The organism is Psychroserpens sp. XS_ASV72 (assembly GCF_041224425.1).
Lineage (GTDB): Bacteria > Bacteroidota > Bacteroidia > Flavobacteriales > Flavobacteriaceae > Psychroserpens.
Window position 1 is genome coordinate 14425 of record NZ_JBGFGL010000075.1, and the last position, 13705, is coordinate 28129.

The 13705-nt window shown below is 36.1% G+C and carries 15 protein-coding genes and 1 tRNA gene; 12 read left to right on the forward strand and 4 right to left on the reverse strand.

Annotated features, from left to right (window positions below):
* Window positions 1-5: 5 nt before the first annotated feature.
* From AB9K26_RS05600 to AB9K26_RS05650, 11 genes are all read left to right on the forward strand, one after another.
* Window positions 6-557: a DUF1599 domain-containing protein gene (locus AB9K26_RS05600; protein WP_369971558.1), complete on the forward strand. Its 552-nt coding sequence runs from the start codon at window positions 6-8 to the stop codon at window positions 555-557.
* Window positions 558-570: 13 nt separating this feature from the next.
* Window positions 571-1665 carry a BT_3928 family protein gene (locus AB9K26_RS05605; RefSeq protein ID WP_369971559.1) on the forward strand — a complete coding sequence of 365 codons (1095 nt, stop codon included), beginning with the start codon at window positions 571-573 and terminating at the stop codon, window positions 1663-1665.
* A gap of 17 nt (window positions 1666-1682) precedes the next feature.
* Window positions 1683-2759 (forward strand): ABC transporter permease, encoded by a 1077-nt coding sequence (locus AB9K26_RS05610; protein ID WP_369971883.1) that lies wholly within the window; start codon window positions 1683-1685, stop codon window positions 2757-2759.
* 3 nt (window positions 2760-2762) lie between these two features.
* Complete coding sequence (locus AB9K26_RS05615) at window positions 2763-3254, forward strand: TlpA family protein disulfide reductase (RefSeq protein ID WP_369971560.1); 492 nt, start codon at window positions 2763-2765, stop codon at window positions 3252-3254.
* A gap of 37 nt (window positions 3255-3291) precedes the next feature.
* A complete protein-coding gene (gene tpiA, locus AB9K26_RS05620) occupies window positions 3292-4041 on the forward strand; it encodes a triose-phosphate isomerase (RefSeq protein ID WP_369971561.1) in 750 nt (249 codons plus the stop codon).
* 123 nt (window positions 4042-4164) lie between these two features.
* Window positions 4165-4623, forward strand: coding sequence for a hypothetical protein (locus tag AB9K26_RS05625; RefSeq protein ID WP_369971562.1), 459 nt, complete (start codon window positions 4165-4167; stop codon window positions 4621-4623).
* A gap of 23 nt (window positions 4624-4646) precedes the next feature.
* Entirely contained in the window at window positions 4647-6851 is a 2205-nt protein-coding gene (locus AB9K26_RS05630; protein WP_369971563.1) for a tail fiber domain-containing protein, read from the forward strand.
* Between the two features lie 93 nt (window positions 6852-6944).
* Window positions 6945-8819 carry a tetratricopeptide repeat protein gene (locus AB9K26_RS05635; RefSeq protein WP_369971564.1) on the forward strand — a complete coding sequence of 625 codons (1875 nt, stop codon included), beginning with the start codon at window positions 6945-6947 and terminating at the stop codon, window positions 8817-8819.
* Window positions 8809-9444, forward strand: coding sequence for a response regulator (locus tag AB9K26_RS05640; RefSeq protein WP_369971565.1), 636 nt, complete (start codon window positions 8809-8811; stop codon window positions 9442-9444). The genes AB9K26_RS05635 and AB9K26_RS05640 overlap by 11 nt, the downstream gene beginning before the upstream one ends.
* A gap of 36 nt (window positions 9445-9480) precedes the next feature.
* Window positions 9481-10317 carry a 50S ribosomal protein L11 methyltransferase gene (gene prmA, locus AB9K26_RS05645; RefSeq protein ID WP_369971566.1) on the forward strand — a complete coding sequence of 279 codons (837 nt, stop codon included), beginning with the start codon at window positions 9481-9483 and terminating at the stop codon, window positions 10315-10317.
* A 62-nt stretch (window positions 10318-10379) separates the two neighbouring features.
* Window positions 10380-10655, forward strand: coding sequence for an ATP-dependent Clp protease adaptor ClpS (locus AB9K26_RS05650; RefSeq protein WP_369971884.1), 276 nt, complete (start codon window positions 10380-10382; stop codon window positions 10653-10655).
* Here the strand turns inward: AB9K26_RS05650 and AB9K26_RS05655 are convergent.
* From AB9K26_RS05655 to AB9K26_RS05670, 4 genes are read right to left on the reverse strand one after another with little or no spacing between them, the layout of a single operon-like run.
* Window positions 10652-10921, reverse strand: a complete 270-nt coding sequence (locus AB9K26_RS05655) for a heavy-metal-associated domain-containing protein (protein ID WP_369971567.1) — start codon at window positions 10919-10921, stop codon at window positions 10652-10654. The two genes, AB9K26_RS05650 and AB9K26_RS05655, sit on opposite strands and share 4 nt — an antisense overlap.
* A gap of 3 nt (window positions 10922-10924) precedes the next feature.
* Window positions 10925-12334 (reverse strand): rhodanese-like domain-containing protein, encoded by a 1410-nt coding sequence (locus AB9K26_RS05660; RefSeq protein WP_369971568.1) that lies wholly within the window; start codon window positions 12332-12334, stop codon window positions 10925-10927.
* Window positions 12335-12386: 52 nt separating this feature from the next.
* Window positions 12387-12800 carry a DUF6691 family protein gene (locus tag AB9K26_RS05665; protein WP_369971569.1) on the reverse strand — a complete coding sequence of 138 codons (414 nt, stop codon included), beginning with the start codon at window positions 12798-12800 and terminating at the stop codon, window positions 12387-12389.
* A 1-nt stretch (window position 12801) separates the two neighbouring features.
* Window positions 12802-13362: a YeeE/YedE family protein gene (locus AB9K26_RS05670; RefSeq protein WP_369971570.1), complete on the reverse strand. Its 561-nt coding sequence runs from the start codon at window positions 13360-13362 to the stop codon at window positions 12802-12804.
* Between the two features lie 151 nt (window positions 13363-13513).
* Between AB9K26_RS05670 and AB9K26_RS05675 the strand changes: the two genes are divergently transcribed.
* A tRNA-Arg gene (locus AB9K26_RS05675) sits at window positions 13514-13587 on the forward strand.
* Window positions 13588-13705 lie beyond the last annotated feature (118 nt).

Consider the following 13705-nt stretch of genomic DNA (forward strand, 5'->3'; position numbering starts at 1 on the left):
TTTAAATGCAGGATACTTCAAAACAGTATGATGAGGTCATAGCACAGTGCAGAACACTATTCATTAATAAAATGAAAGATTACGGAAGTGCTTGGCGAATCCTAAGATTACCATCTTTAACCGATCAGATTTTTATCAAAGCTCAACGAATTAGAGGCCTTCAACAAAATTCCCAACAAAAAGTAGATGAAGGTCAAGAAAGTGAATTTATCGGAATTATAAATTATTGCACTATGGCTTTAGTGCAATTGGAAAAGGGCGTCGTTGAACAGCCAGACTTGTCACTTGAGGAAGCTATCTCACTTTATGATGATAAAATTGGATTGACCAAACAACTGATGATGGATAAAAACCATGATTACGGAGAAGCATGGCGTGACATGCGTGTGAGCAGTTTAACCGATTTGATTTTACAAAAGCTATTGCGAGTGAAACAAATTGAGGATAATGCAGGAAAAACCTTGGTGAGTGAGGGCATTGATGCCAATTACCAAGATATGATCAATTATGCGGTCTTTGCAATGATTCATTTATCTGAATCTGAAGAAAACAACTAATATTAAAGACTTTATGAAAATACTTGTAACGATATGCAGGCTTCTAGTTGGAGCACTATTTATTTTTTCGGGACTGATTAAACTCAATGATCCTTTAGGGTTTTCCTATAAGCTTCAAGAGTATTTTAGTTATGATGTGCTCGATATTCCATCATTGATGCCTTATGCTTTGGGAATCTCTGTATTTGTTGTCGTTTTTGAAGTTATTCTTGGTGTTTTCTTACTCATAGGTTACAAGCCTAAATTTACGGTTTGGAGTTTATTGGGAATGATTGTCTTTTTTACTTTTCTTACTTTCTATGCGGCCTATTTTGATAAGGTCAAGGATTGTGGTTGCTTTGGAGATTTCTTGAAGTTAACACCATGGCAGTCCTTTGGTAAGGATGTTATTTTATTGGTTTTGATTTTGGTGTTGTTCTTCGGAAAGCGTCATATCAAACCTGTTGCTGGAAAGTTTGGTTTAACCTTGGCAGCCTTATTGAGTTTTATCGCATGTTTGTGGTTTGGTTATCATGTTTTGATGCATTTGCCAACGTTCGATTTCAGAGCTTACAAGATTGGAGATAATATTCAGGAGAATATGGAATTGCCTGCTGATGCCAAAGATGCTATTATCGACTATAAATGGAAATACACTTTGAATGGTGAGGAAAAAACATTGACCGATCGTGGTCGAGGTCCACAAGAATACGATAAGATTATCGGTGTTGAAACCGAAGTGGTTCAAGAAGGAGATGTGCCTAAAATTCAAGATTTCACTATTGAATCTGAAACAGAAGATTTAACCGAGCACTTCTTAAATATGGATAAACTGGTTATGGTCGTTTCCTATAATTTAGACAAAGCTGAAACCGATGGCATGGCAAAGCTTAAAACAATGGCAGAACAAGCTAAAAAGTCTGGTTATACAGTTATGGGATTGACGGCTTCGGGAGAAGATAAAAAACAGGAAGTAAAATCTACTTATGGTTTGGATTTCGATTTTTATCTATGTGATGAAAAAGTTTTGAAGACTATAGTTCGTGCCAATCCTGGTGTTGTGGTTCTTGAAAAAGGAACAGTGCTCCAAAAAGTGCATTGGAATGACATTGACGAACTTGAATTTTAATCTGTAAAACGTGTTGTCTGTTACAATATATTCTCAATAAAGCCTTTTATGCCTGCCTTACTTTGTTTGGTGTGGTAACTGTGATTTTCTTTTTATTCAATGTATTGCCAGGAGATCCAGCTCAAATGATGTTGGGCCAAAATGAAGATAGTGCGCAAATTGCTGCAGTAAAAGCCAAATACGGATTTGACAAACCTATTTTAACTCAGTATTTATACTATCTCAATGATTTGTCTCCACTGTCGTTTCACTCTCATAAGTCTGAAGATTATACATTTTTAAGCAAAGGAAAGTATACCCATAAAAAGCTGTTCGCTATTTCAAATACTACTATGGTAATCAAATTACCTTATTTGCGTGAATCCTTTACGAAACAAGGCAAAAAAGTGTCTCAAGTTATTGGTGAAACCTTGCCAAATACTGCCATTCTAGCTATTTCGGCTATTACGATTGCTATTATCATAGGAATTGCTTTGGGAATTGTTTCAGCCTTGTATAAAGACCGTTGGCTAGATAAAACTATTCAAGTGTTGAGTACACTTGGTATGAGTGTGCCTTCTTTTTTTAGTGCGATTTTATTTGCTTGGATTTTTGGTTACATATTGCACAAATACACCAATTTAGAAATGACAGGAAGTTTGTATGAATTGGACGATTTTGGAGAGCGTATGCAAATTCAATGGAAAAATTTAATCTTGCCAGCTATTGTTTTAGGCATTCGACCTTTGGCTGTAGTCATACAATTGATGCGAAACTCCTTGCTGGAAGTGTTCAATCAAGATTATATTCGCACAGCTCGCGCTAAAGGGCTGACCGAGTTTCAAATCATTAGACGACACGCCGTAAAAAATGCCTTGAATCCAGTGGTTACTGCAATTTCAGGATGGTTCGCTTCCATGTTGGCTGGTGCTGTTTTTGTAGAGTATATTTTTGGATGGAACGGATTGGGAAAAGAAATTGTAAATGCATTGAATACATTAGACTTGCCAGTGATCATGGGTTCTGTTTTGGTGATAGCACTTTTATTTATTATAATCAATATCTTTGTAGATGTGATTTACGGTTGGCTGGACCCCAAAGTCAAATTAGAATAAATCATGAGAAAGATAATCGTCTTAAGTTTTTGTTGCATTCTTGCATTGGCATGTAAAAAAACGGTTCAAACACAATTTTCTGAAGCTGTTTTAAATGAAAAATTTATAGATTTAAAGGGTCAAGAGGTTCCATTTAAGAAAATTCTTTCTCAATATCATGGTAAACAAATTGTTATTGATGTTTGGGCTAGTTGGTGTAAGGATTGCATCGTTGGATTTCCCGAATTGAAATCGCTTCAAAACGAAAGGCCTGAGGCAGTGTATCTATTTCTTTCAGCTGATAGAAACACAAGTTCATGGCAACGAGCTATCAAAAAATATCAGTTACAAGGAACGCATTATTTTTTACCTGAAGGTACTAAAGGCAAATTAGGTAACTTTGTAGATATTGATTGGATTCCTCGATATATGATTGTAGATTCAGAAGGTCGTATAGAACTTTTCGAAGCCATAGAAGCGGATGACCCAAGACTAAAAGAAATATTAAAAAATTAACGTTTAACTAATGCTACCTGCAGAAGCAGGATAACTCATGAGAAAACAAATTGTAGCAGGAAACTGGAAAATGAACAACGGTTTGATTCAAACAAAATCCCTAATTGTGGAACTAAAACAACAAACCAAAACATCAAATGCAGAAGTAATGATTGCGCCAACATTCACCAATCTTTGGCATGCCTTTGAAGCCACACGTCAAGACGATATTGAAGTGATTGCACAGAATATGCATTTTGCAGAGAATGGTGCTTATACTGGTGAAATAAGTGCAGGTATGCTCAAAAGTTTAGGAATCCAAACGGTAATACTTGGTCATAGTGAACGTCGTGCTTACTATAACGAAACCGATGAAGCTTTAGCAAAAAAAGTTTCAACTGCATTGGAGAATGAGATGCGCGTTATTTTTTGTTTTGGAGAAGAATTGTCAGATCGTAAAGCTGGAAAGCAAGAAGATGTTGTTAAATCGCAATTGGTTAATGCGCTTTGTCATTTAAAGGCTCAGGATTTCAAACATATTGTTTTGGCCTATGAACCAGTTTGGGCCATTGGAACTGGAGAAACTGCAACTCCAGATCAAGCTCAGGAAATGCACGCCTTTATTCGAAACTTGTTCAGAGATCGTTATAATGATGAGGTCGCAGAAAACTTATCCATCCTTTATGGTGGTAGTGTCAAACCTAGTAACGCCAAGGAAATTTTTTCAAAACCAGATGTCGATGGTGGATTGATAGGTGGAGCATCACTTAAAGCCGAAGATTTTTACGCCATAGTGAACGCATTTTAGTTAAAAATCAAATAGTTAAACTCTAAGGGTATTCCCTGAATTTTGAGATTCAGAGAATACCCTTAATTTATTTTGAATAGTTCGTAATACCTTGCTCATAGTTAAACCTTAAACTTTTTTATGATGAGAACAGGTATATTTTATAAAGGGCTTTTTTTAGTGCTCTGCCTTAGTTTGTTTAGTTTCGACTGCAGTAATGATGATGGTCCAGATAGAATAGAAGGTGATGAGGATGCACCAATTATATCAGTGGTTAATCCAGATGAAGGTGATGTATTTTATACTGATGGTGGTGTTGAGACTCCAGATTATATAATTATTGAGGCCAATGCAAGCGACACCTCAACCATTACCATTGGTTCTGCTACAGTGTATAATAGTACCAATGACATTGTCTATTATTATGACGAAACGTCCCAAACACAAAACAACACCTCTATAACTACCATATATACGTCTTTTAGAACATTACATCCGGGAAATTACGTTGTCGTTATCGAGTTTATAGATGCCAATGGAAATAGCTCAAGTGTCATCCGTAACGTAACTTGCTTGTTTTCCGAAGGTGAGGGTACTGATTGATAATTGGAAATAAATGCGTTGTTATGAAAGTAAGACTTTCCATATTGATTTGTATGTTTTTTTGTTGCGTTAATCATAGTATTGCTCAGGTAGGAATAAATACCACGAACCCAAAGGCACAATTGGAAATTCAATCTTCAAATGTGGCTACACCGTCAAATACTGATGGAATTTTAATCCCAAAAATCGATGAATACCCAGTGACCAATCCAACAGCACAACAAGATGGAATGCTTGTTTATGTTACCGGAAATGGAAGTGTGTTCAAAGGATTTTATTATTGGGATAACACAACAACATCTTGGATTTCACTTTCAGGAGCGAGCATTGAAAAAATTAATGACTTATTAGATGGGAAATCGGATAATGATGGATCTGATAACGGCTCTTCAATTTTTTTAGGGATAAACGCAGGTGCTAATGATGATGAATCCAACAACCATAATGTTGGTATTGGTCCTAATGCCTTAAGACAAAATAGTACTGGAAGTAACAACACCGCCATTGGAAATGAAGCCATGATTTTTAATAGTACTGGATTTCAAAATACAGCATTAGGTCAAAAAGCGATGAATTTTAATACGTCTGGCATCAATAATACTGCCATTGGGCATAAAGCCCTAAGAGATAACACAACTGGCACCAATAATACTGTCATCGGTGTTAGTGCAGGAGAAAATTTAATTGGAAGTAGCAATGTTATATTGGGTTACTATGCTGGTTATAATTCTGCGGGAGATAATCACGTGTTTTTAGGACGTTTCGCAGGCTATAATGAAACCAATAGTAATAGACTGTATATTGAAAACTCCTCAAGTGTAACTCCATTGATTTATGGTGAGTTTGATAATGATTTTTTAAGAATCAATGGCGACTTTGAAATTGAAAAATCTACAAATGCCAGCGCAACTGTTGTCACCCCTTTTGGGTATCAATCGTCTCTAAAATTATTTGAACGAGGAACAGGAGGTGATTATGGTTTTGAGTTTCAGTATGATGGTTCTCCAGACAAATTGTATTTATGGTCTAGAACCTTTGCTGGAAATGAAGGTATTCGAATGACTTGGCTAAAAGATGGTAAGGTTGGATTAAATGATACCTCTCCAGATGCGCGATTAGATATTGAAGTTACTGATAGAAATGCACCTCTCAATACTGATGGCTTATTAGTGCCCAGAATCAATAACTTTCCGTCAACAAATCCTGGAATTTTACAAGATGGAATGCTTGTTTATTTAACCTCAGATGATTCGTTTTATTTTTGGGATCATGGCAATACAAATTGGCAAAAATTAAGTCAAGTCGAACGTATTGATGATTTGGTAGATGGTAGATCAGATACTAATGGGTCATCTGTTTTTTTAGGTGTGGGAGCAGGAATAAACGACAATGGTACAGATAATAGAAATGTCGCTATTGGATATCAATCCATGACAGATAATATCACTGGAATAGATAATACTGCTTTGGGTTACCAAAGTTTGACAAATAATATTTCTGGTGATAATAATTCGGCTATTGGCTACCATACGCTTTATTCGAATTCAACAGGTCGCGTAAACGTTGCCCATGGAAGCTATGCCTTATATGATAATACTAACGGGAATTATAATGTTGCTATGGGCTCGAGTGCATTGGAGAATAATACGTCTGGAGACTATAATACGGCCATTGGTGCCTCAGCTTCACTGTCTGTTACAGTGTTTGACAATACAACAGCTCTGGGCTATCAGGCCTCACCAAATTCGCCGAATCAAGTACGTTTAGGCAATTCAAGTGTTGCTGTAATTGGAGGCTATGCGAATTGGTCAAACTTTTCAGATCGACGCCTGAAAACCAATATAAAGGAAAATGTGGTTGGATTGGACTTTATAAAAAGATTACGTCCTGTAAGTTACCACTACGATATGGATGCCATAGCACGTTTTGAAAACATTCCAGATAGCTTACGCCTCAAAGATGCTGAACGCCTAAAAGCTGCAGAAGTTCAAACGGGTTTTATTGCTCAAGAAGTTGAATCTGCCGCAAATGCTGTCGGATTTGATTTTCATGGTGTGATTATTCCTTATGATGAAAATGGTACCTATGCGTTGCGTTATGCAGAATTTGTTGTGCCATTGGTTAAAGCAATTCAAGAGCAACAAGACCTTATTGAAGCTCAACAAGAAGAACTTACTACTTTAAGAAGAGAAATTGAAGGCATCAAAGCATTGTTGAAGAAAGAATAAGATTATTAACTTAGCAACAAAGACACTATTTTGAAATATTCAGTAATCGTTTTCCTGTTCGTAACACTTGGTTTATTTCCCCAAAATAATAAAATGCTTGATAGCTTGTACCACGTTGTCAAGACCTCAAAAAATGATACAGTGGTTGCAGATACACATTATGAGCTGGCTTGGTTTTTAAAGTTAAAAGACCTTCCAGTTGCCAAAGCGCATATGGATTCTGCAATGGTAGTATATCAAAAGTTAAAATTGCCAAGAAAATTAGCTTTGGGTAATTTTCAATATTCAGTCTTGCATCGTGTAGGTGGAGATTATGATGAAGCCATCAAAAGTCTTACAAAGTATCAAGACTATGTTGAAAACGTAAAGGATACGGCAAACTGGATTTATGCTTTTTATGAAAAGGGAGTAATATATTCTCAAAAAGGAGATTTGCAAAAGAGTTTAGAACAGTTTTACAAAGCAAACGAATTATCTGAAGCTACTGGTAACACTGGAATGGCCAATACTTCATTGAATAGCATTGGTTTGGTTTACAATGATTTGGGAAAATACAATGAGGCCATTGAAGCTTTTAACAAAGCATTGATTGGCTATAAGGAACTTGATATAAATACAGAACACTTAGGAGATGTTTATAACGGTTTGGCATCAGCATTCAAAAATCAAAAGCAATACGACAAAGCCATTGAAAATTTTGACAAGGCGATAACGGTGTATGAGTTGAACGCTAGTGAGTTCGGTATTGCTATTGCTAACTTTAATAAGGCACTGATTTTTAATAATCAAAAGCGATTTAAAGAGGCACTTCCTTTGCTGTCACTTGCTTATGAAAAACAAAAAAGTAATGGTTTTAATACCGAATTGTTAATGACCATTTCCAATTTGGCAGAAGCCCATTTTGAATTGGGGAATTACAATAAAAGTGAAGCCTTCCTGAATGAAGGACTAGACCTCGAAAGTGAAAGTAAAATAGCGACCAAAGATTTATATTTTGAATTATATCGTATAAATGACAAAAAAAACAACTTTCAGAAGGCACTTAAGTATCATGAATTGTATGTGGTCTATAAGGATAGTATTTATAGTGAAGACAACATTAAATCCATTAACTTACTTCAGAAGCAATTTGAAACCGAAAGAAAAGACAAGGAAATTGCTGAACAACAACTAGTGCTTAAAGAGCAGGAAACCGAAATACAGCAAAAGAAAAACCAACAAAATTTTATGCTTGGAGCTATAGCTTTTTTGATTATAGTATCATTGTTGATTGTATTAATATACCGACAGAAACAAAAACGGAAAAACCAAGAATTACTAGCCTTAAAACAAGATTATCAAATCAAATCACTAGAGTTATTAATTGAAGGCGAAGAAAAAGAGCGATTTCGAATCGCAAAAGAGTTGCATGACGGCGTTAATGGAGATTTGTCAGCCATTAAGCACAAGCTGTCGACACTTTTGGAAATGAACAACAAAGTTATCAAGGAAGCCATTACCATGATTGACTCCTCTTGTCAGCAAGTACGTGCCATATCCCATAACTTGGTGCCTCCTTCACTCGAAAAATTTACACTTGTAGAAGCTACTGAAAACTATTGCACCAATTTAAACGCGATGCATGACGAAGATATTTCTTTTCAATTTGTTGGCGATACCATATCGATTCCCAAAAAAGCCCAAATCAATAGTTTTAGAATCATTCAGGAATTGGTGACCAATGCAATTAAACATGCCAAGGCGAAAACCATAAATGTACAAATAAGTTCTAGGGAAAATCATATGCAAATCACCGTTGAAGACGATGGCAAGGGTTTCAACAAAGACACTATTGAATCGGAAGGTATCGGTTTACAAACTATTGATTCGCGCATTTCATATTTAAATGCTACCTTGGATTTTGTTTCTAATACAAAAGGGACCTCATATATTATTGAGTTTGATTTAAATAATTTGAATGAAGACTAGAATTGCCATAACCGATGATCATAAAATGGTCTTGAAGGGAATTGAAAGTATGCTGGAAAGTGCTTCTGACCTAGAAGTCATTCAAACTTTTGAAAATGCACAACACACTTTAGACGGATTAAAAAAGCAATTACCTGATGTGCTGTTGTTAGATATCAATTTGCCAGACATCAGTGGTATTGATTTGAGTAAACACATTCTTAAACTCTATCCAAATCTAAAAATAATCGCACTTACTAATTTTGAAGATATTTCATTTGTAAAGCAAATGCTAAAAAATGGCGTTCAGGGTTACCTGCTCAAGAATACTGATAAACAGGAATTAGTGGAAGCTATTTCAACAGTCTTATCGGGTAATCTTTACGTTCAAAAAAGTGTAAATGATAGACTTCTCAATCAGTTTTCATCGAAACCAATTTCAAATGGTTTACATATAAAACTTACCAGAAGAGAACAGGAAGTTTTAATGGCGATTTCAGAGGAATTGACCACACAGGAAATTTCGGAAAAACTCTTTATTAGTCCGAAAACCGTCGAAACTCATCGTATGAATATCATGAGTAAGTTGGGTGCGAAAAATAGTGTTGGAATTATCAAGAATGCTATCGAAAAAGGACTGCTTTAAATTTTTGTCACGTATCTTTGCAGTAGGTTTTCAGATATGTCAAATACAGTATATTTAGGTTATTATTTCAAAGTGCAACCCTTACAACCTGCAGTAGAGATTTTGATTGCAGAATTGGGTTTTGCAGGATTCGAAAGTTTTGTTGAAACCGAAGATGGCGTTACAGCCTACATTCAGAGAGACGAATGGCATCCGCATATTTTGGAGGATATCCAGATATTGAATTCAGACGAATTTGAAATATCACATACTTCCGAAGAGATCGAACAAACCAATTGGAATGCTGAATGGGAAAAGAACTTCAATCCTATTATCGTAGACGACACCTGTTCGGTGAGAGCGCCATTTCACGAGAAACCCAATACGGTTTATGATATTGTTATTGAACCCAAAATGAGTTTTGGGACAGGGCATCATGAAACGACGCATATGATGATTCAATACATTCTCAAAAATGATTTTGAGAACAAATCGGTTTTGGATATGGGTTGCGGAACAGGCGTTTTGGCGATACTTGCTGAAATGAAAGGTGCACAACCAATAGATGCGGTAGATTATGACAATTGGTGTTACATCAACAGTTTAGAAAATGTGGAGCGTAATAATTGTAATCATATTACGGTAATTGAAGGTGATGCTGAGGTCTTACCAGGACGATCGTATGATATTATTATTGCCAATATCAATAGAAATATCCTTTTGAATGATCTTAAAACTTATGTGAGTACGTTAAACGCTAACGGATTGTTATTCTTAAGCGGATTTTACAAAGACGATATTTCTATTCTAGTTGACGAATGCAACAAATACGGCTTATCTCACGTTGACACTTTAGAAAGAAACGATTGGGTAGCTTTAAAATTTGAAAAATAATGGCTACATTAGATATGTTTTTCAAACCAACCTCATTTAAGTCAAATGCTATGAAACCTATAATGAGTCAAAAAGAAAAAGTCCAGGAAGATTTTAGTGTCGACACACTAGAAAAACCGCTTAATGAAATTGTTTTGTATAATGATGACGTCAATACTTTTGATCATGTCATCAACACCTTGATGTATGCCTGTGATCATTCGCCAGAACAAGCCGAGCAATGTTCAATTATAGTGCACTATAAAGGGAAATGTACTGTTAAAACAGGCGATTACGAAGACCTTGAGCCACGATGTACAATCTTGCTTGATGCAGGACTAAGTGCTGAAATTGTTTAGCTATTCAGACGGCCAACGGCACAACTCACAAATGATTTTGCTTTTTTAGAGACAGAATTAGATTCGTCTTCCGCTGGATAGCCAAGTTTTGAAAGTGTCTTCTTTACCAAAGAAATATCTTTGACTTCTGAGTATTTGAAATTAACTTCATTAGTTTCATTATTGACGATAATGTCTTCAATACCCTTAAGTTCTCCAAGTTTTGTTGTGATGGTATGAGCACAACCACCACATTTTAAATTTTGAATTTTTATTGTGTGTTCCATGAGTTATAGAGTTGACGGACAAACATAATCTGTAATAGGTAAGTCGGTTTGTTTAATCGCACCAAAACCACCAGCAATATCCACAAGATTGTGATAACCTCTAGCTTTTAAGATGGAAGCAGCAATGACACTTCTGTAACCACCAGCACAATGCACATAATAGGTTTTATCTTTTGAAAGTTGATCCATTTGAGAATTGATAAAGTCTAAAGCAAAATGCTTGGCACCTTCTAAATGTGTGCTTTTGTATTCGCCATCCTTTCTCACATCCAAAACGGTTTCAACGGCATTGTTTTTGACTCGCTCAGCAAACGTTTGGGCTGGAATAGATTCTACAGAGTCAACCTCTCTACCTGAAGCTTTCCATGCCGCAATGCCACCTTTAAGGTATCCCAGTGTGTTATCGTAACCTACACGAGATAATCGTGTAACGGCTTCTTCGCTTTTACCTTCGGGAACGACCAATAAAATAGGTTGTTTGATATCTGTAATCAAGGCTCCAACCCAAGGTGCAAACTGTCCGTTTAATCCAATAAAAATAGAATTTGGAATATGTGCTTTTACAAATTCACTTTGCGGTCGAACATCTAAAACCAAAGCACTTTCATGATTGGCCATAGCTTCAAAATCGTCTGGATCAAGAGGAACATCACCAGTTTTTAATACCGAATCAAAATCTTCATAACCCATTTTGTTCATCATGGCATTTTTAGCAAAATATTGTGGAGGAGGAGGTATGCCTTCCAAAACCTCTTTCACAAATTCTGCTTTGGTCATATCTTCTCGAAGTGCATAATTGGTTTTTTTCTGGTCACCAATGGTGCCAACAGTTTCCTTGCTTAGGTTTTTTCCGCAGGCAGAACCAGCACCATGCGCAGGATAAACGATAACGTCATCAGCTAAGGTCATGATTTTATGGCGTAAGGAATCGTAAAGCATTTCAGCCAAATCCTCTTTCGTTAAATCTGATTTAATCGCTAAATCAGGTCTTCCAACATCCCCTAAAAATAACGTGTCACCAGAGAAAATCGCATGATTCTTTCCGTTTTTATCAATCAGTAAATAGGTTGTGGATTCCAAGGTGTGACCAGGTGTGTGAAGCACTTTCAAGGTGATGTCTCCAATTTTAAACTCTTCATTGTCTTTTGCTGAATAGATATCGTAAGCCGTTTCAGCACCAGGACCATATACGATTGTAGCTCCTGTTTTCTTTGCCAAATCGACATGTCCAGAGACAAAATCGGCATGGAAATGCGTTTCAAAAATATATTTTATAGAAGCTTTGTTGGCTTTTGCCTTATCGATATAAGCTTGTGTTTCACGTAAAGGGTCAATAATGGCAGCTTCGCCATTAGATTCAATGTAATAAGCACCTTGCGCAAGGCATCCTGTATATATTTGTTCAATTATCATAACGTATTAATTTGTTCTAAAGATAAGGACTAATCGTTAAATTTTAATGGTTTTAGTGTGGAAGTTTGTCTTTTAGAATTCCATAAAGATAAGTTCCTAAAGTAGCTGCAGCAATGACTATAAGCATTGAAAAAACACCTGTTCCAACAAGAATATACATTGGTCCAGGACAAGCACCTGCTAAAGCCCAACCGAGTCCGAATAAGGTTCCGCCAATGATGTATCTGTATAGTCCTCTGTCTTTTTTGGGAACATTAATTATTTTTCCTTCAATATTTTTTATCTGCATTGTTTTTGCCAACTGCAATAACATAATACCAGTAAGAATAGCTGTCCCAATGATGCCATACATATGAAAGGATTCGAACTTGAACATTTCATAAATACGATACCAGGACACGGCTTCAGACTTCACCAGAACAATTCCGAATACAATGCCAACACCTAAAAATTTCAAAAACTTCATACTATCCAAAGATTAAAGGAAACAAAAGATGAATCATAATAAGTCCACCAATAAAAAACCCGACTACAGCAACCAATGATGGTCGTTGTAAACTACTCAAACCTGTAATGGCATGACCAGACGTGCAGCCTCCAGCATAACGCGTTCCGAAACCAACTAAAAGTCCGCCAATGATCAAAATTGAAAGCCCTTTCAAGCTCAGTACTTGATCCCAACTGTAAAGTTCACGAGGTAAAAGTGATTTTCCTGCATTTTCAAATCCAAGTTGAGATAAATCCTCTACAGTTTTGGGATTTAAGTCGATACTGGTTGGAACCGACAAAAAGTATTGAGCGATAAAACCTCCAATGACAGCTCCCAAAACAACGGTTAGATTCCATTTTTGATCTTTCCAATCAAAGTTGAAAAACGGAACAGATTTACCTGCACCACCAATAGCGCAAAAGGTTCTGAGGTTTGAAGACATCCCAAATGTTTTTCCAAAGTAAATGAGGATAAACATGATGATGGCTATTAATGGACCAGTAACATACCAAGGCCAAGGTTGTAAAATAACATCCATAAATTTATTTTTTGCAAATATATAGAGGCTTTGGGATATGTATGTGAATATTATTATAAATCATTGATTGGTATCAGTCTGATCTTAAAATTTTGAAGTAAATTGTTTGGAAAGTTTTCAATAAAAGCTCTATATTTGCACCCACAAAATCGGCCTCGTGGCGCAACTGAATAGCGCATCTGATTACGGCTCAGAAGGTTACAGGTTTGAATCCTGTCGAGGTCACAAATAAAATCCTAATACGTTAGTTAAATTTCGAATTAGGATTTTTTGCATTTTACATTCTCTTGCACTTGTTTCTTTTTTTGTTGTTCAGCATTTTTCTGTTGAAAGTGCGATTAAG